Here is a 17,979-nt window from a genome sequence, read left to right as displayed (position 1 = left end):
GGGCGGCTACTCGCGGTCCTCGGCGGTGGACCGGCGGCGCAGCGCGAAGAACACGCCCGCGCCCACGAGGAGGACGCCGCCGGCGGCGATGCCGATGACGACGCCCGCCGATCCCGAGCCGTCGGAGCCGTCGGAGCCGTCGGAGTCCGCCGGGGTGGCCGACCACCAGCTCCAGTAGCCGTCCTGCCCGTAGATGTTGCCCGCCTTCGAGGGCATCGTCGTGATCGACTTGATCTGGTCCGTGCGGTAGGCCTCGACCGCGTTCGGATACGCCATGACGTTCATGTACCCGAGGTCGTAGAGGCGTGACTCCATCTGCTTGACGAGGTCCGCCCGTTTGGCCGGGTCGTACTCGGCGAGCTGCTGGGCGTAGAGGTCGTCGTACTGCTTGTCGCAGATGAAGTTGTCGGTCGCGCCCGTGTCCTTCGGGGTCGCGGGCAGCGCGGCGCAGGTGTGGATCGACAGCACGAAGTCCGGGTCGGGGTTGACGGACCAGCCGTCGAAGGCGAGGTCGTAGGTGCCCGCGAGCCAGGGGTCGGTGACGTTGTCCAGGCAGTCGAGGGTCACACCGATGCCGAGCTTGCCCCACCACTCCTTGAGGTACTGCCCGATCGCCTTGTCGTTGGGGTCGGTGGCGTGGCACAGGAGGCGGTAGTCGATCGGTTTGCCGTCTTTGCCGACGAGCTTGCCGTCACCGTTCTTCTTGTAGCCCGCCCGGTCGAGGAGCCGGGCCGCCTCGGCGGGGTCGTGGGCGAGCTCCTGGCCGTCGGCCGGTTTCCAGAAGTAGGAGTCGAAGCGTGGCGGGATGTATCCCTCGCCTCGCACCGCGTAGCCCCGGAAGACCTTGTCGATGATGGTCTCGCGGTCGACGGCCATGAACAGGGCGTGCCGCACCCGCTGGTCCAGCAGGGAGGGGTCGCCGTCGCCGAACTTCTCACCGTTCTTCGCCCGTGCCCCGGGGTTGACCGCCAGGGCGTAGAAGCGGCGGCCGGGGGCGTCGTTGACGTGGATGTTCTTCTCGTCCTTGAGGGAGGACGCCTGGGCGGGTGTCAGGGACGGCGACCCGGAGACGAAGGAGACCTCGCCCTTGCGCAGGGCGGCGACCGCCGCGTCCTGGTCCTTGTAGTAGCGGAAGACCAGCTCGTCGAACTTGGGTGCCCCGCGCCAGAAGTCCTTGTTGGCCTTCAGCCGCACATAGCTGTCGGGCTTGTAGTCGGTGAGGATGAACGGTCCGTTCCCGACGAGGGGGAACGTCTTGTCGTTGTTGAACCCGGAGAAGTCGCCGACCTTCTCCCAGATGTGCTTCGGCACGATCGGCACGTCCAGCGCCGTCATCGTGGCCTGCGGCTTCTTCAGCTCGATGACCAGCTCGGTCGGGCTCGGCGCGGTCACCTTGCGGAAGTTGGCGACGAAGCTGCCGTTGGCGGTGGCCGCGCCTTCGTCGGTCATCATCTTGTTGAACGTCCACGCCGCGTCCTCGGCCGTGGCCTGCTTGCCGTCCGACCACTCGGAGTCGGCGCGGATCGTGTAGGTCCAGGTCAGCTTGTCCGGTGACGACTTCCACTCGGTGGCCAGGGCCGGGACGGCGCGGGCGTCCTCGGGGTCGTAGTTGGTGAGGTACTCGTACGTCAGCCGGTGAATGCTGGTGCTGAGGAGCCGGGAGGCCAGGAACGGGCTCAGCGAGTCGACACTCTGTGCGACCGCGACGGTGAGAACCTTGTCGCCGTCCGCAGCCGTGGCCTGCTGGGGCACGAGTCCGGCCGCCAGCGTCAGGGCGGCTGCTCCGGTGGCGGCCAGGAGCCGCCGTCGTGCTCTGCTGTGCTGCTCATGAGTGCTCATGGTGGTGACCTCGCGTCATCGCTTGCACAGGGACGGCCTGTTGGACTGTCAGCGCTGTTCTGCGCGCGTCAACGGCGCATGAAACCCCATGTGGCCTGCGGAAACAATGAAGTGATGAGATTGAGACAGCCAATGGTCCACACCGGTGAAGAGCCCCTGGTTGCGGCATGGCGCCCCCACGGCCACCGGTTGGCGCCGAACGGACCAACGGCACCTCGGATGGCTGCCCTGCGCATGCGCGCGGGCTCAGGGCTGCCGATATTGGCTGCCTAGGCGCGGCGAAAACACGGGTGCCGCGGTCAGGAGGAGGCACTCCATGCGCGGAGTCACGCACGCCAAATGGGCCGCATGCGCGATGGCGGTTGCGCTCGCGACGACTGCGTGCGGGGGCGGGGGTGACACCACCGGCGCCGGTGGCGCGGTGCTGAGCTCTTCGTGGACCGATCCGCAGAACCCGCTGGAGCCGGCCAACACCAACGAGGTGCAGGGCGGCAAGGTGCTCAACATGATCTTCCGGGGGCTCAAGCAGTACGACCCCCGGACCGGCGAGGCCGAGGACGTGCTCGCCGAGAGGATCGAGACCACCGACTCGCGCAACTACACGATCACCGTCAAGGACGGCTGGACCTTCAGCAACGGCGAGAAGGTCACCGCCCGGTCCTTCGTGGACGCCTGGAACTACGGGGCGAGTCTGAGGAACAATCAGAAGAACGCCTACTTCTTCGGGTACATCGCGGGCTACGACCAGGTCCACCCGGCACAGGGCGAGCAGCGCGCCGACACCATGTCCGGGCTGAAGGTGGTCGACGAGCGCACCTTCACCGTCGCGCTCAGCCAGAAGTTCTCCAGCTTCCCCGACACCCTCGGCTACAACGCCTTCGTCCCGCTGCCCCGGGCGTTCTTCGACGACCACGCCGCCTGGCTGGCCAAGCCCGTCGGGAACGGCCCCTACACCGTTGAGTCGTACATCAAGGGCTCGGAGATGCAGCTGGCGAAGTGGGGCGGCTACCCGGGCGAGGACGCGGCACGCAACGACGGCGTCACCCTGAAGGTCTACACGGACAACAACACGGCCTACACCGACCTCATGGCCGGCAACCTCGACCTCGTCGACGACGTACCGGCCCAGCAGCTGAAGAACGTCCGCGGCGACCTCGGTGACCGTTACCTCAACACCCCCGCCGGCATCATCCAGACCCTGTCCTTCCCCCACTACGACAAGGAGTGGAACAAGGCAGGCTCGGTCAAGGTCCGTCAGGGGCTCTCCCGCGCCATCGACCGCGATCAGATCACCCGGACGATCTTCCAGGGGACCCGTACCCCCGCCACCGACTGGACCTCACCCGTCCTGGGCGCCGAGGGCGGCTACAAGGCGGGGCTGTGCGGTCAGTGGTGCGAGTACGACGCCGCGGCGGCCAAGAAGCTGATCGCCGAGGGCGGCGGGCTGCCCGGCGGCCAGGTCAAGATCACGTACAACGCGGACACCGGCTCCCACAAGCTGTGGGTGGACGCCGTGTGCAACTCCATCAACAACGCCCTGGACAACGACCGGGCCTGCGTCGGCAACCCGATCGGCACCTTCGCCGACTTCCGCAGCAAGTCCACGACCCAGAAGCTCTCCGGCCCCTTCCGGGCGGGCTGGCAGATGGACTACCCGCTGCCCCAGAACTTCCTGCAGCCGCTCTACTACACCAACGCCTCCTCCAACGACGGCAAGTGGTCCAACCAGGAGTTCGACAAGCTCATCGACCGGGCGAACGCCGAGACCGACGTGGCCAAGGCCGTCCAGACCTTCCAGCAGGCCGAGGAGGTCGTCCGGGACAACATGGCGTCCATCCCGCTCTGGTACCAGAACGGCAGCGCCGGCTGGTCGGAGCGGCTGTCGAACGTGGCCCTCAACCCGTTCAGCGTCCCCGTCTACAACGAGATCAAGGTCGGCTGAGTCCGTCATGGGCGGGTACGTGGTCCGGCGCCTGGTGCAGATGGTCCCGGTGTTCATCGGGGCCACCCTGCTGATCTTCCTCATGGTGAACGTGATGGGCGACCCCGTCGCGGGCCTGTGCGGCGACCGGCAGTGCGACCCGGCGACGGCCGCCCGGCTGCGGCGGGAGTTCGGCCTCGACAAGCCCGTGTGGCAGCAATACCTGACCTACATGGGGAACCTCTTCACCGGCGACTTCGGTACGGCGTTCAACGGCCAGGAGGTCACCGAGCTGATGTCGACGGCCTTCCCCGTCACCATCCGGCTGACCATCGTGGCGATCGTCCTCCAGGTCGTCATCGGGATCACCCTGGGCGTCGTCACCGGCCTGCGCCGCGGCCGCCCCGTCGACACCGGCGTCCTCCTGCTCACCCTCGTCGTCATCTCCGTCCCCACCTTCGTCACCGGCCTGCTGCTCCAACTGCTGCTCGGCGTGGAGTGGGGCTGGATCCGCCCGTCCGTCTCCCCGCAGGCCCCCTTCGGCGAGCTGCTCGTGCCGGGCCTCGTCCTCGCGTCGGTCTCCCTGGCGTACGTCACCCGGCTGACCCGCACCTCCATCGCCGAGAACCGGACCTCCGACTACGTCCGTACGGCGATCGCCAAGGGCCTGCCCCGACGCCGGGTGATCACCCGGCATCTGCTGCGCAACTCCCTCATCCCCGTCGTCACCTTCATCGGCGCCGACATCGGCTTCCTGATGGGCGGGGCGATCGTCACCGAGCGGATCTTCAACATCCACGGCGTCGGCTTCCAGCTCTACCAGGGCATCCTGCGCCAGAACACCCAGACCGTCGTCGGCTTCGTGACGGTCCTCGTCCTCGTCTTCCTGCTGTGCAACCTGGTCGTCGACCTCCTGTACGCCGTACTCGACCCGAGGATCCGCTATGCCTGAGCCGCCGCTGGAGACGGGCGGGGCGATGGGCCTCGCCACCACCGAGGAGGAGCTCCTGGAGCAGCGGCCGCCCGCCGCCGATCCAGGGCCCGCCGGTACGGAAGCGGCGGGCAGGCCCCGCTCCCTGTGGTCCGACGCGTGGCGCGACCTGCGCCGCAACCCCGTGTTCATCGTCTCGGCCCTGATCATCGTCCTCCTCGTCGTCATCTCCCTGTGGCCCTCCCTGATCGCCTCCGGCAACCCCCTCAAGTGCGACCTCGCCAGGGCCCAGCAGGGCGCCGGGCCCGGCCATCCCTTCGGCTACGACGGACAGGGCTGCGACGTCTACACCCGCACGGTCTACGGGGCCCGTACGTCCGTCTCGGTCGGCGTCTGCGCCACGCTCGGGGTCGCCCTCCTCGGCTCGGTGCTGGGTGCGCTCGCCGGCTTCTTCGGCGGCCTGTGGGACTCCGTCCTGTCCCGGATCACCGACGTCTTCTTCGCCATCCCGGTCGTCCTCGGCGGCCTGGTCCTGCTGTCGGTCGTCACCAGCAACAGCGTCTGGCCGGTCATCGGCTTCATCGTGCTGCTCGGCTGGCCGCAGATCTCCCGCATCGCCCGGGGCGCGGTCATCACCGCCGGACAGAACGACTACGTCCAGGCCGCCCGCGCCCTGGGTGCCTCGAACTCCCGGATCCTGCTGCGCCACATCGCCCCGAACGCGGTGGCTCCGGTGATCGTGGTCGCGACCATCGCGCTCGGCACGTACATCGCCCTGGAGGCGACGCTGTCCTATCTGGGCGTGGGCCTGAAGCCGCCCAGCGTCTCCTGGGGCATCGACATCTCGGCGGCGTCCCCGTACATCCGCAACGCGCCGCACGCCCTGCTGTGGCCCTCAGGGGCGCTCGCGATCACCGTCCTGGCGTTCATCATGCTCGGCGACGCCGTGCGCGACGCCCTCGACCCGAAGCTGAGGTGAGCCGCCGATGCTGCTCGAAGTGCGCGACCTGCACGTGGAGTTCCGCACCAGGGACGGAGTCGCCCAGGCCGTCAACGGCGTCAGCTACGGCGTGGACGCGGGCGAGACCCTCGCCGTGCTCGGCGAGTCCGGGTCCGGGAAGTCGGTGACCGCGCAGGCCGTGATGGGGATCCTCGACACGCCGCCCGGCCGGATCACCGGGGGCGAGATCCTCTTCCGGGGGCGGGACCTGCTGGGGCTGAAGGAGGAGGAGCGGCGCAGGGTCCGCGGCGCCGAGATGGCGATGATCTTCCAGGACGCGCTGTCCTCCCTGAACCCCGTGCTCTCCGTGGGGGAGCAGCTCGGCGAGATGTTCGTCGTGCACCGGGGCATGTCGCGGAAGGACGCGCGGGCCAGGGCCGTCGAGCTGATGGACCGCGTGCGCATCCCGGGCGCCAAGGAGCGCGTGAAGCAGTACCCGCACCAGTTCTCCGGCGGCATGCGCCAGCGCATCATGATCGCCATGGCCCTCGCCCTCGAACCGGCCCTCGTCATCGCCGACGAGCCGACGACCGCCCTCGACGTCACCGTCCAGGCCCAGGTCATGGATCTGCTGGCGGAGCTGCAGCGCGAGTACGCCATGGCCCTGATCCTCATCACCCACGACCTCGGCGTGGTCGCGGACGTCGCCGACCGGATCGCGGTGATGTACGCGGGCCGGATCGTGGAGTCGGCGCCGGTTCACGACATCTACAAGGCGCCCGCCCACCCGTACACCCGCGGCCTGCTGGACTCCGTCCCGCGCCTGGACCTCAAGGGCCGCGAGCTCTACGCCATCAAGGGACTGCCGCCCAACCTCATGGACATCCCGCGGGGCTGCGCCTTCCATCCCCGCTGCCCGATGGCCCAGGACGTGTGCCGCACCGACGCGCCCGCCCCGTACGAGGTCTCCGAGGACCGGCGCAGCGCCTGCCATCTGTGGAGGGAGTGCCTCAATGGCTGAGGCGATTCTGGAGGTCCGCGGGCTCGTCAAGCACTACCCGCTCACCCGGGGCGTGCTCTTCAGGAAACAGGTCGGCTCGGTGAGGGCGGTCGACGGCGTCGACCTCACCCTGCACCGCGGCGAGACCCTCGGCATCGTCGGCGAATCCGGCTGCGGCAAGTCGACCGTCGCCAGGATGCTGGTCAACCTGGAACGCCCGACGGCCGGCTCCGTCAAGTACAAGGGCGAGGACATCACCCGGCTCTCCGGCCGTGCCCTGAAGGCCGTACGGCGCAACATCCAGATGGTCTTCCAGGACCCGTACACCTCCCTCAACCCCCGTATGACGGTGGGCGACATCATCGGGGAGCCGTTCGAGATCCACCCCGAGGCCGCCCCGAGGGGCGACCGGCGCCGCAAGGTCCGGGAGCTGCTGGACGTGGTCGGCCTCAACCCCGAGTACGTCAACCGCTATCCGCACCAGTTCTCCGGCGGCCAGCGCCAGCGCATCGGCATCGCCCGGGGCCTGGCCCTGCGCCCGGAGATCATCGTCGCCGACGAGCCGGTCTCCGCGCTGGACGTCTCCGTGCAGGCCCAGGTCGTCAATCTGATGGCCCGCCTCCAGAGCGAGTTCGAGCTCTCCTACGTCTTCATCGCCCACGACCTGTCGATCGTCCGGCACATCTCCGACCGGGTCGCGGTGATGTACCTCGGCCGGATCGTGGAGACCGGCCGGGACACCGAGATCTACGACCGTCCCACGCACCCCTACACCCAGGCGCTGCTCTCCGCGGTGCCGGTGCCCGACCCGGAGGCCCGGGAGCGCCGCGAGCGGATCATCCTCACCGGCGACGTCCCGTCCCCGACGAACGTGCCCTCCGGATGCCGCTTCCGCACCCGTTGCTGGAAGGCGCGGGACGTATGTGCCGAGGAGGTGCCGCTGCTCGCGGTGCCGTCGCGGCCGGGGGAGCGGGGCGGGGCGGGGCACGAGTCGGCGTGCCATTTCGCGGAGGAGAAGCAGGTGGTCGCGGCCGAGACGCGGTGAGCGGCGGGGGCATAGCCGCACAAATGTGCATCAACCGCGTTAACAAGCAGGCAACTTGACCGACCCGATTCCGATATACGGACGCGTCAGGGTGAACAGCGTACGGCCGTGCGGGTGCCGTAAACGGACCGGGGTGCGCCATGTCACCCCGGTCCGTTGCCGTCTAGTCGAGCCCCAGCGACCGCTTGAGGAAGTCGAGCTGGAGCAGCAACAGGTTCTCCGCGACCTCCTCCTGCGGGGTCATGTGGGTCACCCCGGACAGCGGCAGCACCTCGTGCGGGCGCCCGGCGGCGAGCAGGGCCGAGGACAGCCGCAGAGTGTGGGCGACGACCACGTTGTCGTCCGCCAGCCCGTGCACGATCATCATCGGGCGATGCGGCTCGGCCGGTTCCACCAGGCCCGTGTCGTCGATCAGCGAGTTGCGCCGGTAGACCTCCGGCTGCTGGTCGGGGTGCCCGACGTAGCGCTCCTGGTAGTGGGTGTCGTACAGGCGCAGATCGGTGACCGGGGCGCCGACGACGGCCGCGTGGAAGACGTCCGGGCGGCGCAGCACCGCGAGCCCCGCCAGGTAGCCGCCGAAGGACCAGCCCCGGATCGCCACCCGCGTCAGGTCGAGCGGGAACCGCTCGGCGAGCCCCTGCAGCGCGTCGATCTGGTCCTGCACCACGACCGCCGCGATGTCGTCCTTGACCGCCTTCTCCCAGGCGGGAGAGCGTCCCGGCGTGCCGCGGCCGTCCGCGACGATCACCGCGAAGCCCTGGTCGGCGAACCACTGCGAGGTCAGATGCGGGTTGTGGGCGGCCACCACCCGCTGGCCGTGCGGTCCCCCGTAGGGATCCAGCAAAACCGGGAGTGGGGTGTCACCGGCGTAGTCCCGAGGCATAAGCACGGCGCACGGGATGCGGCGTGCGCCCCCTGTGGTGAGGGTGATGCGCGGGGACAGACCTGGATCTTCGGCATAGGAGCGGACCAAGCCAATCCGCTTCCCCTCGCGCAGTACTTGGACCTCGGCCCCGGGCCGGTCCGGTGAATGGGACACGAGCACCGTCACGCCTCCGGCGCGCACCGCCGAGTGCGCACCCGGCTCCTGCGAGACACGCTCCAAACCGAGCTCGTTCACCCGGTACACATGCACTTCACCGATCTCGGGCTCGGCCGCCGCCTCGCCCGCCGACGCCGAGATCAGCACGTCGTCGGAGGTGACGTCCAGTACCGCGCGGACGTGCAGCTGCGGCCCCGTCAGCGGGCGTTCGCCCACCGTGAGCACCCGCGCCCCGCCCTCGTCGGCGATCCGCACGAGATGCCCGGCCGGACTCCAGCAGGGCACGCCAGGGAAAAGTTCCAGCCATTGTGGATCTTCGTCGGCGTGCACCATCCGGGTCGCCCCCGTCGCCGGGTCCACGGCCAGGAACAACTGGCTGAGCTGGTCGCGCGCCTGTACGAGCAGCAGCGGCGCCCCCGCCGCTGACCAGTGCACTCGCGCCAGATACGGGTAGCGCGCCCGGTCCCAGGAGACCTCCGTGCGGGCCCCGTCCAGCCCGATCACGAACAGCCGGACGTCCGCGTTCGGCGTGCCCGCCGCCGGGTACGCCACCCGCTGCGGCTCCCGCTCCGGACGCGCCGGATCGGAGATCCACCACCGGCGCACCGGCGTGTCGTCCACGCGCGCCACCAGGAGCCGGTCCGACTCGGGGCTCCACCAAAAGCCCCGGTAGCGCGCCATCTCCTCGGCCGCGATGAACTCGGCCAACCCGTAGGTGACCCCCTCCGACTCCGGCTCGGCCAGCGCACGGTCACCCTCGCCCTCGGCGCCCACCACCCGCAGGGCGCCCCTCGCCACGTACGCGACGTGCCGTCCGTCGGGGGAGGGGCGCGGGTCGATCACCGGCCCGGTGACGGGGAGTTCACGAGCCGTCCCGGCTTGCAGCTCGGCCGTGAAAAGCCGCCCTGACAAGGCGAAAGACGCCAACTCTACGGCGTTGTCGGTGGCGTGGCCGACGATGCCGGCGCCGCCCTCACGGCTGCGCTCGCGCCGCGCCCGCTCCTCGGGCGAGAGGTCCTCCGCGCCGCCGCCCAGCAGGGCTCGCGGGTCGGCGGCCACGCGCTCCTCGCCGCTCGCCGTGTCGAGCACCCACAGCGAACTCGCCGGGTCCGTACCGGAGGTGGAGCGCAGGAACACGACACGGGAACCGTCGGGCGCCACCGCGAACGCGCGCGGTGCGCCGAGCGTGAATCTCTGGGTGCGGGCGTGCCGTCGGGGGAAGGACACAGGGTCGGTCGTCATGCCCCGACCATATTGGCCAGTGCGCCCCCTTGTGCGGCTGTGCGCCGATCGATGCGCACGTACGGATAGTTATGATCACAACCGCATAGTGGGTATGAACCTGCTGGCTGCTTGATGGATTTATCTGCCCCCATAGTCCGACCCCCGCGCTTGGGATTCTTGGAGGTGAGCCGCCGTGGCACTCTCGATTTCGGCGGTGGTGCTGCTGGCGATCATCGTCTTCCTTCTGATCAAGAAATCAGGGTTGAAGGCCGGACATGCGGTGGTGTGCATGCTGCTGGGCTTCTACCTGGCGTCCTCGACCGTCGCTCCGACCATCAGCGAGCTGACGACGAACATCGCGGGCATGATCGGAAGCCTCAAGTTCTGAGCCGAGCCGTTCCACGGGCTCCGGGTCGTCACTGACCGGAGCCCACGTCGGCCAGTTCGGCGAGGTCCTGGCCGAGCAGGTCGTCACCCGTACGGGTACGCGCGTCGAGGGCACGACCCAGTTCGACCGCCTCAACGCGCTCACCCGGGCCGGTGAGGACGAGAACGGGCCGTTCAAGAAGTTCGGCTACGAGGACCTGATCGCCGGCGACAAGGTCAACCTTGACATCACGTGGATGAAAGGCGGAGGTCGAGTAGTAGCCCGTCAGCCTTCGGAGGCGTACGACACGAAGCCGGACCAGGCGTCCGGCGAGAGCTGGAGGCGCGGGCCGGCGGTGTGCTTGGAGTCGCGGACGTGGATGGTGTCGGGGGTGTTGGCGACCTCGACGCAGTCGTTCGGGTTGTTGCTGTCGCTATAGCTGCTCTTGAACCAGACCAGCTCGGAAGCGTCCCCAACAGTGGCCTTGCGGATCATGTTTCTCCCACCAGTCGTTCGACGAAGGCCAGCGACTCGTGTGCGGTCAGAGCCTCGGCCCGGATGATGCCATAGCGCAGTTCGAGAATCCGGAGCTGCCTGGGATCGGAGACGGGACGTCCGCTGAACTCGTCGTCCATGCGCCCCACCGCCGTGCCGTCCCAGAACTTCAGCACCTGTACTCGCCCTCCCATCCCAGGGTGGTCCCAGCGGTCCATCGGCATCACCTGAATTTCCACGTTCCGCAACTGAGCCACCTCCAGCAGGTGTTCGAGTTGCTGGCGCCACACCATCTTGCCTCCGACTGGGCGCCTCAGTGCCGTCTCTTCCAGGACGAAGCTGAGTTCAGGCACTGGTGAGCGCTTGTAGATCGACTTTCGGGCCATACGTGCCGCCACTGCCTGCTCCAACTGGTCCTCCGGAGGCACAGGCCGCCGTGTCCTCAGCAACGCCCATGCGTACTCCTCCGTCTGGAGCAGGCCGTGCAGGTTGTGGTTTCCGTACGACAGCAGCTCTACGGCTTTCGCCTCCATCCCTGCCAGGTCCCGGACCTTCTTCGGGTACCGGACCTTCTCCACGTCCTCCTTCATTGCCGAGAGCAACCCACCCGCCCCCAACACCTCGTCCGCCTTGTCCAGGAACTCCGGCCGGGGGATCCGCTTCCCGCTCTCCAGCTTGTAGATCATGTCCTCGCCGTATCCGACGGCTTCGCCGAACTTGCCGGCCCGCATCCCGACCGCCTCCCTCCGCAGCTTCAGCTGCCGCCCCACGGTCGCGACGACCGCCACTCCCCAGTCGTCGTCCGGGTCCACCTCCCAACCCGGCTCATCCGCCTCGCTCTTGAGCCGCTTGACCTCACCGTCCACCGACATTTCCGCGCCCTCCGTCGTACGGCCGTACCGACCCGCCCCGTACCCGTACGTCCCGTCCCGACAAGCCCGGACACCACCGGACAAGCCCTGGACGGTCACCGTACGCAGCGGCATCGTCACTGTTCACGGTAGGCGCATCCCGCCACGCTGAGTGATGTGAATCAAGAAACCGCCGCGCCCGAGACCCAACTCGAAACACCCATCCGCAACTTCAGCGTGCAGCTGTCACCCACCCCGCGCGGAGCCCGCCTCGCCCGCCTGCTCGCCACCGAGCAACTCCACTCCTGGGGGCTCCCTTTGGACCCGGCGGCGCACATCGTGGCCGAACTCGCCGCCAGCGCCGCCACGCAAAGCCATATCCCCGGGCGAGAATTCCGGCTCACCCTTTACGTCATCGCACGCACTCTGCGCATCGAGGTCACCGACGCTCGGGGCGACCTCCTCCCACGGCTGGAACACCCCACCCCCGCTCCGAATCCGGCCGAGGGCTCGTCATCGTCGACGCGATCGCCGACCGCTGGGGCACCGCCCTCGGTCCGTACCCGCACAAGACGGTGTGGGCCGAGTGCGAAGTGGGCCCGCTACCGGAACCCAATCACCCGTGCTCCGGTGCGAGGGGCGGTCTTTCCCAAGAACCACGACGGTGAAAGAACCGGGCCAAGCCCCACCCCTCCCGCCCGCGGCCCAAACTCACCCGCCTGGGTGAACATCGCCAACTCGGCTGGATTCCCGGCCCCTTGTCGGCCCTACGCTCAGCGCAACACAACCGCAGACATGCGACGGCCCCCGCCGGGACGGCAATCCCAGTGCGAGGGCCTGACCACCGAGGAAGACAGGACTTCCCGATGGATACGCAGAACCCTAGCGCGCCCCCGTGCGCCGAGCCCCGCCTTGCCGCCAACAAGCACCCGAACCGGCGGCCTCACAGCAGCGGCGGCCTCACCCACGACAACTCCCGCCACACCGCCCGCTTCACGGTGATCGGCAACCACCTCACCCAGCACTCGGAGCTGTCCCTCCTCGCGATCGGGCTGGCCTGCCACATCCAGTCGCTGCCCAAGGGCGCCCGCGTCGACATCAAGACCCTCGCCGCCCGCTTCCCCGAGGGTGCTACCCGCATCGCCGCCGCCCTGCGCGAACTGGAAGCCCACGGCTACCTGCGCCGCGAACGCACCCGCATCCCCGGCGGCCGTATCGTCACCCGCACCGTCTCCTGCAATCAGCCAGGAAACCGGCGCCACGCCGACGACAAGCCCGCCAGACCCACACACACGACGCCGACGAAGAAGCGGGCGCCCCGCAACAAACCCCTCCCTGCCGTCCCCCAGCCCGCCTACCCCGCCCCCGCCCTCCTCCAGCAGGCCACCGACCTCCTCTCCGACCTCCGCCGTCACGACCCGCGCCTGCTCCTGTCCGCCTGCGACACCGCCCATCTCGCTCCCGGCGTCGCCGCCTGGCTGGAGCATGACGTCGCTCCCATCGCCGTACGCCAAGCCCTCACCGCGGACCTGCCGTCCGAAGGACCACGACGACCCGCCGCCCTCCTGGCCCACCGCCTCACGGCCCGGCTGCCCGCTCCGCCACCGTTCCGCGCCCCGACCCCGCCGCCGACGGTCCGGCACCCCATTCAGAACTGCGAAGGCTGCGACCGAGGCTTCCGCTCACCTACCCCAGGACACTGCCGTGACTGCTGCGCTCCCCTTGCCACTGCCGCCTGAGCCCGTTCCGCCCTGTCCCCCGCGGTCCGGCCGGATACTCTGGCCGGGGCACCCTCCGGAGGACACCATGAGCACTCAGGCCGACCACGGAAACGAACTGATCCCTCGTCCCGAGCTGACCCCTGATGCCCTGCGTGCAGCTCTGGCCATCGTCGCGCCAGGTCGCCTGGACGAGATGCAGGCCAGGAAGGACGAGGCCTTCGCCAAAGCAGTCGAGTGGCAGTCTGTGAGCCCAGTCCAGAGCTGGGTCCTGAGCTGGGCTCAAGAGATCGAGATCGCCCGTCGCCCAGATCTGTCCGCGCGCTACGCGCAGGCGCAGAGCAACCTGGAACACGAGGATCCTGCCACCGCGTGGGAGGCCCTTCGCGAGCTGAGCGCCGTTCTCGACGAATCGATGAAGGCAATTCGCGAGTGAGCTGGAAATGGGAGTACGCCTTCGGAGCTGAGGAGGCCGCCCGCTCCCTTCCGCTCGACTTCTTGGCCGCCATCGAACGTGTGGCCGACGAATTGGTGAGGGCGGCCGAGGCTCTCCATGTCCACGGCCGGGCCCATGAAGGTTTCGACCCTCAAGGCCGCCAGATCCCCGTTCCCGGAGGAGGCATGATTCGGTACCAAGTGGTCGTGCGAAGCGAGCGGGTCTACGTCGTCCAGATCACGTACGTGGGCTACTGAACCGCGTGGAAGGACAGCCGCCTCGTAGGGTGGGCTCCATGAAGGATCTCCCCGACCGGCGTCTTCTCCTGGTGCACGCGCACCCGGACGACGAGTCGATCAACAACGGCGCGACCATGGCCAGGTACGCGGCCGAGGGTGCCCGGGTCACCCTGGTGACCTGCACCCTCGGTGAGCACGGCGAGGTCATTCCCCCGGAGCTTCGCCACCTCACCGGTGCCGAGCTGGGCGGACACCGCCTGGGCGAGCTCACCGCGGCGATGCGCGAACTCGGCGTCGAGGACTTCCGTCTCCTCGGCGGCAGGGGCCGTTACGAGGACTCCGGGATGATGGGCATCGCCGACAACGACGACCCCGCGAGCCTGTGGCAGGCGGACGTCGACGAGGCCGCCCGCGAGCTGGTCGAGGTCATCCTGGAGGTACGCCCCCAGGTCCTGGTCACCTACGACCCCGACGGCGGCTACGGCCATCCCGACCACATCCAGGCCCACCGCGTCGCCATGCGCGCGGCCGAGCTGGCCGTGGACGCCGGGTGGGAGATCCCCAAGGTCTACTGGAACCGGGTCCCGCGCACCGCCGCCGACGAGGCGTTCGCCCGGCTTCAGGCCGATCTGCCCGGTCTGTCCTTCAGTAAGGCCGCCACTGTCGCCGACGTACCGGGAGTCGTCGCCGACGAGCGGATCACCACCGTGATCGACGGCACCGCGTACGCCGCCGCCAAGGCCGCCGCGATGCGGGCGCACGCCACCCAGATCGAGGTGGCCGAGCCGTACTTCGTGCTGTCCAACGAACTCGCGCAGCCCCTGTTCACCACCGAGTACTACGAGTTGGTGCGCGGTGAGCCGGGGGCGCGGCCGGAGTCCGATCTGTTCGCCGGTCTCACCTCCGAGGAGGCGTCATGAGCTCGATGCTCGCCCAGCCGGTCAAGCTGAAGCGGCCCTCCGCCCTGCGGGCCCTCGCCTACGTCGCCCTCTTCGTGCTCGGCGCGGTGGTCGGTGTGGCCGGCGCACTGGTGCAGCCCGCGTGGTTCCCGGGCGGTCTGCTGCTCGCCATCGCCGGCGAGGCCGGACTGCTGCTGGGTGCCGGCCGGGCGATGGGCAGCCGCGCCGGAGCCGTCGCACCGGCCGGCGGCTGGATGATCTCCGTCATCCTGCTCACCGCCAGCCGTCCGGAGGGCGATTTCCTGTTCGGCACAGGAGTCTCCTCCTATCTCTTCCTGCTCGGCGGCATGGCCATTGCTGTGATCTGCGCCACCCTCGCTCCGGTGCGGCAACCGGGTGGCGACGGCGTCCGACTTGGCAATTGACGTACCACTTCTCCACGACGCACTCGTGCGAGTCCCGTGTGGGTTTCCCAGGCGGTCGTGGGATACGCGCCAGGGGTGGCCAGTATGGTGGTGCGCGCCGCCGAGCCGACCGCAGCAATGAGGTCGAAACGGGCGGTGGAGCCAACCGGGAGAACCTGCCTTGAGTCGTGAAACTGACACTCCGTCCTCCGGGCCCAACGGGCGCGGAGGTGCCGCGTACCCCTCGGGCACGCCGCCGTACGGGACCCCCATGGTTTCCGACAGCGCTGCGAACGAGGGCCGTTCGGCCGCGCAGCCGGAGGAACGCAAGACCGAGACGACGCTGACGACCCGGATCCGGATCAACATCCCCGGTTCACGGCCGATTCCACCGGTCGTCGTCCGAAAGCCCGTCACAGAAGCCGAGAATCCGGGCGAAAGCGCCGACATCGAGGCGCCGCCGCCCGTGGCCGCCACGACCGCGGCCACGGGTGACGTCGAGCCCCCGGCCGAACCCGCTCCACCGTCGGGGGAGAAGACGAGCGACTGGTTCGCACCGCGCAAGTCCTCGGGCGGCAAGGGCGGTCAGGGCGGCCCGGCCACCAACGGTGCCGGTCTGCCCGGCGGTTCGGGCCCCGGCGCGGGCGGACCCGCCGGGGCGGGCCCGGCTGCCGGTTCCGGGCGGCCCGGCGGTGTCGTCGGCTCGATGAGCGCGCCCGGCGGTCCCCGACCCGGCGGCGGGAACGGCGCACGGCCGGACGGTGGCTCCCGTCCGGGCGGCGCGGGGCTCCCCGGGGCGACCGGCGGACCCGTGGCTCCCGGGCACGGCGGCGGCACCGGCTCCTTCGACGTCACCGAGGCACTGGCGGCCGGCCCGCTGGGCAACGGCAACGGCGCTCGCCCCGGCGGCGAGGCACGCCGCGACGACCTGCCGTACTTCGCGGAGAACGGGACCGGCGGCCAGACCGGCCAGACCGGCCAGAACGGGCAGAACGGTTTCGGCGGCCAGGGCGCGCAGAGCGGCCCCGGCGGCTACGGTGCCCCGGCCGGCCCGGCCGGCTTCGACCCCGCCGCCGACTTCAACGCCCCGAACGACTTCGGTGGCTCCAGTGACTTCAACGGCCCCAACGGCCGTGGCGGCCGAGGCGGCCCGCAGGGTCCCGCCGGCCCCACGACCGGCCCGGTCACCGGCGACGGACCGGCGGTGCCGCCGGTCGCGGGCGGCGGACAGGGCGGCCGGGGCGGTCCCGGCGGCCGGGGCCCGGCCGACCGAGGTCCGGGTGGCCCCGGTGCTGCGGGCGCACCCGGCGGTTCCGGCATTCCCGGCATCAACGTCGGCCCGTCCGGCCCCGCGGGCCCCGGCGCCCCCGGTCCGAACGGTCCCGGTCCGAACGGTCCCGGCGCCGCCTTCAACGCCCCGGGCCAGGGCCCCGGCGGCGGCATGAGCGACGACACCGCGATCCTCACCCCGCAGAAGCCGGCCCCCGAGCCCGGCGGCCCGAACTACGGCGTCGCCGACAACGTCTCCGGCCACACCGTCACCAGCGGCATCCCGATCGTGCCCGGTGGCGCCCAGGGCGGCCCCTTCGGGCCGGGTGGCACCGACACGCCGTCCGGGCCGCACACGCCCCCGAAGCTCCCCGAGTCGTCCTCGTCGAGCTCCTCGTCCTCCCGCTCGCCGAAGAAGAAGGGCCGCAACAAGCGGGCGCTGATCGGCGGCGGTGTCATCGTCCTCGCGGGCGGTCTGTACGGCGCCGGCCTGCTGATGAACCACACCGACGTGCCCAAGGGCACCACCGTGCTCGGTGTCGACATCGGCGGCGGCACCCGCGACGACGCGGTCCGCAAGCTCAACGACGCCTTCGACGAGCGGGTCAACAAGCCGCTGAAGCTGTCCGTGGGCGGCAGGACCGTGGCCCTGCAGCCGGACCAGGCGGGGCTCCAGTTCGACATGCAGCAGACGGTCAGCACGGCCGCGAGCAGCGACTACAACCCGATCTCAGTGATCGGCTCCCTCTTCGGCAACCAGCGGGTCGTCGACCCGGTCATGCCGACCGACGAGGAGAAGCTGCACGCCGCCCTGGAGGACGCCTCCGGCGGCTCCGGCTCGGTCACCGAGGGCACTGTCTCCTTCAAGACCGGCAAGGCGGTCGCCGTGTACGGCAAGGCCGGCCAGGGCATCGACGTCGCCGGGTCGACCGCGGCGGTCGAGGAGGCGTACCGCACCCAGGTGGAGACGGGCGCGTCCGCACCGGTGAAGGTGGCGACCACCGCCAAGGAGCCGACGGTCACCAAGGCCGAGGTCGACCGGTTCATGAAGGAGTTCGCTGAGCCGGCGATGGCCGACAAGGTCACGGTCCAGACGGACGCCGCGCACAGCATCCCGTTCGGCTCCCTGTCCCTGCCGAAGATCCTCGGAGCCAAGGCCGTCAACGGCAAGCTCGTGGACACGTACGACCTCAAGGCGCTCCAGGCGGCGTACGGCGCCACCTTCGACGGCGTGCAGATCAACGGCGCGAGCGGCAAGCGCGACGTCCTTCCGCAGGATGTCGCCTCCGCCCTGCGCAAGGCGCTGCGCGGCAGGACGGCGGCGGAACGCACCGTCACCATCGACACCGACCCGAGCTA

15 protein-coding genes are annotated in these 17,979 nt (G+C 69.9%); 11 read left to right on the top strand and 4 right to left on the bottom strand.

The features are described 5' to 3' along the window. Nucleotides 1-6: 6 nt before the first annotated feature. Complete coding sequence (locus tag AC3ETA_RS23075) at nt 7-1,839, bottom strand: ABC transporter substrate-binding protein (protein WP_432194787.1); 1,833 nt, start codon at nt 1,837-1,839, stop codon at nt 7-9. A gap of 316 nt (nt 1,840-2,155) precedes the next feature. Here AC3ETA_RS23075 and AC3ETA_RS23070 point away from each other — a divergent pair, with 316 nt between their 5' ends. From AC3ETA_RS23070 to AC3ETA_RS23050, 5 genes are read left to right on the top strand one after another with little or no spacing between them, the layout of a single operon-like run. After that, the gene (locus AC3ETA_RS23070) at nt 2,156-3,781 is read left to right on the top strand and encodes a peptide ABC transporter substrate-binding protein (protein ID WP_432194786.1); all 1,626 of its coding nucleotides are present in this window, start codon (nt 2,156-2,158) and stop codon (nt 3,779-3,781) included. A 7-nt stretch (nt 3,782-3,788) separates the two neighbouring features. After that, nucleotides 3,789-4,712: an ABC transporter permease gene (locus AC3ETA_RS23065; protein WP_432194785.1), complete on the top strand. Its 924-nt coding sequence runs from the start codon at nt 3,789-3,791 to the stop codon at nt 4,710-4,712. Further along, nucleotides 4,705-5,670, top strand: a complete 966-nt coding sequence (locus AC3ETA_RS23060) for an ABC transporter permease (protein ID WP_432194784.1) — start codon at nt 4,705-4,707, stop codon at nt 5,668-5,670. The genes AC3ETA_RS23065 and AC3ETA_RS23060 overlap by 8 nt, the downstream gene beginning before the upstream one ends. Before the next feature lie 7 nt (nt 5,671-5,677). After that, nucleotides 5,678-6,652 carry an ABC transporter ATP-binding protein gene (locus AC3ETA_RS23055; RefSeq protein WP_432194783.1) on the top strand — a complete coding sequence of 325 codons (975 nt, stop codon included), beginning with the start codon at nt 5,678-5,680 and terminating at the stop codon, nt 6,650-6,652. Further along, on the top strand, nt 6,645-7,676 hold the full coding sequence (locus tag AC3ETA_RS23050) for an ABC transporter ATP-binding protein (RefSeq protein ID WP_432194782.1): 1,032 nt from the start codon (nt 6,645-6,647) through the stop codon (nt 7,674-7,676). Before AC3ETA_RS23055 ends, AC3ETA_RS23050 begins: the two co-directional genes overlap by 8 nt. A 163-nt stretch (nt 7,677-7,839) precedes the next feature. On the opposite strand, the gene AC3ETA_RS23045 is transcribed toward AC3ETA_RS23050, so the two are convergent. Beyond that, complete coding sequence (locus AC3ETA_RS23045; protein ID WP_432194781.1) at nt 7,840-9,960, bottom strand: S9 family peptidase; 2,121 nt, start codon at nt 9,958-9,960, stop codon at nt 7,840-7,842. A 175-nt stretch (nt 9,961-10,135) separates the two neighbouring features. On the opposite strand from AC3ETA_RS23045, the gene AC3ETA_RS23040 reads away from it, so the two are divergent. Continuing rightward, nucleotides 10,136-10,330 (top strand): hypothetical protein, encoded by a 195-nt coding sequence (locus tag AC3ETA_RS23040; protein WP_388213105.1) that lies wholly within the window; start codon nt 10,136-10,138, stop codon nt 10,328-10,330. 264 nt (nt 10,331-10,594) lie between these two features. Here the strand turns inward: AC3ETA_RS23040 and AC3ETA_RS23035 are convergent, their stop codons facing one another. Next, entirely contained in the window at nt 10,595-10,804 is a 210-nt protein-coding gene (locus AC3ETA_RS23035; protein ID WP_432194780.1) for a DUF397 domain-containing protein, read from the bottom strand. Continuing rightward, nucleotides 10,801-11,676 carry a helix-turn-helix domain-containing protein gene (locus tag AC3ETA_RS23030; protein ID WP_432194779.1) on the bottom strand — a complete coding sequence of 292 codons (876 nt, stop codon included), beginning with the start codon at nt 11,674-11,676 and terminating at the stop codon, nt 10,801-10,803. The genes AC3ETA_RS23035 and AC3ETA_RS23030 overlap by 4 nt, the downstream gene beginning before the upstream one ends. Nucleotides 11,677-12,521: 845 nt before the next feature. Here AC3ETA_RS23030 and AC3ETA_RS23025 point away from each other — a divergent pair. From AC3ETA_RS23025 to AC3ETA_RS23005, 5 genes are all read left to right on the top strand, one after another. Continuing rightward, nucleotides 12,522-13,394 (top strand): helix-turn-helix domain-containing protein, encoded by an 873-nt coding sequence (locus tag AC3ETA_RS23025; protein ID WP_432194778.1) that lies wholly within the window; start codon nt 12,522-12,524, stop codon nt 13,392-13,394. 67 nt (nt 13,395-13,461) lie between these two features. Then, nucleotides 13,462-13,809, top strand: a complete 348-nt coding sequence (locus tag AC3ETA_RS23020; protein WP_432194777.1) for a hypothetical protein — start codon at nt 13,462-13,464, stop codon at nt 13,807-13,809. A 295-nt stretch (nt 13,810-14,104) separates the two neighbouring features. Continuing rightward, nucleotides 14,105-14,968, top strand: a complete 864-nt coding sequence (mshB, locus tag AC3ETA_RS23015) for an N-acetyl-1-D-myo-inositol-2-amino-2-deoxy-alpha-D-glucopyranoside deacetylase (protein WP_432194776.1) — start codon at nt 14,105-14,107, stop codon at nt 14,966-14,968. Next, nucleotides 14,965-15,372 (top strand): DUF6113 family protein, encoded by a 408-nt coding sequence (locus AC3ETA_RS23010; RefSeq protein ID WP_432194775.1) that lies wholly within the window; start codon nt 14,965-14,967, stop codon nt 15,370-15,372. The genes mshB and AC3ETA_RS23010 overlap by 4 nt, the downstream gene beginning before the upstream one ends. A gap of 160 nt (nt 15,373-15,532) precedes the next feature. Continuing rightward, nucleotides 15,533-17,979, top strand: a 2,447-nt coding sequence (locus tag AC3ETA_RS23005) for a hypothetical protein (protein ID WP_432194774.1), incomplete at its 3' end; no start/stop codon positions are given.

The organism is Streptomyces sp. bgisy027, assembly GCF_057710365.1.
Note: the sequence above shows the minus strand (reverse complement) of the source record. Positions and strands in the feature narration are given on the sequence as shown.

Coding starts and splice junctions, on each gene's coding strand:
- AC3ETA_RS23075 (WP_432194787.1), bottom strand. CDS start 1,839: ATGAGCACTCATGAGCAGCACAGCAGAGCACGACGGCGGCTCCTGGCC.
- AC3ETA_RS23070 (WP_432194786.1), top strand. CDS start 2,156: ATGCGCGGAGTCACGCACGCCAAATGGGCCGCATGCGCGATGGCGGTT.
- AC3ETA_RS23065 (WP_432194785.1), top strand. CDS start 3,789: ATGGGCGGGTACGTGGTCCGGCGCCTGGTGCAGATGGTCCCGGTGTTC.
- AC3ETA_RS23060 (WP_432194784.1), top strand. CDS start 4,705: ATGCCTGAGCCGCCGCTGGAGACGGGCGGGGCGATGGGCCTCGCCACC.
- AC3ETA_RS23055 (WP_432194783.1), top strand. CDS start 5,678: ATGCTGCTCGAAGTGCGCGACCTGCACGTGGAGTTCCGCACCAGGGAC.
- AC3ETA_RS23050 (WP_432194782.1), top strand. CDS start 6,645: ATGGCTGAGGCGATTCTGGAGGTCCGCGGGCTCGTCAAGCACTACCCG.
- AC3ETA_RS23045 (WP_432194781.1), bottom strand. CDS start 9,960: ATGACGACCGACCCTGTGTCCTTCCCCCGACGGCACGCCCGCACCCAG.
- AC3ETA_RS23035 (WP_432194780.1), bottom strand. CDS start 10,804: ATGATCCGCAAGGCCACTGTTGGGGACGCTTCCGAGCTGGTCTGGTTC.
- AC3ETA_RS23030 (WP_432194779.1), bottom strand. CDS start 11,676: ATGTCGGTGGACGGTGAGGTCAAGCGGCTCAAGAGCGAGGCGGATGAG.
- AC3ETA_RS23025 (WP_432194778.1), top strand. CDS start 12,522: ATGGATACGCAGAACCCTAGCGCGCCCCCGTGCGCCGAGCCCCGCCTT.
- AC3ETA_RS23020 (WP_432194777.1), top strand. CDS start 13,462: ATGAGCACTCAGGCCGACCACGGAAACGAACTGATCCCTCGTCCCGAG.
- mshB (WP_432194776.1), top strand. CDS start 14,105: ATGAAGGATCTCCCCGACCGGCGTCTTCTCCTGGTGCACGCGCACCCG.
- AC3ETA_RS23010 (WP_432194775.1), top strand. CDS start 14,965: ATGAGCTCGATGCTCGCCCAGCCGGTCAAGCTGAAGCGGCCCTCCGCC.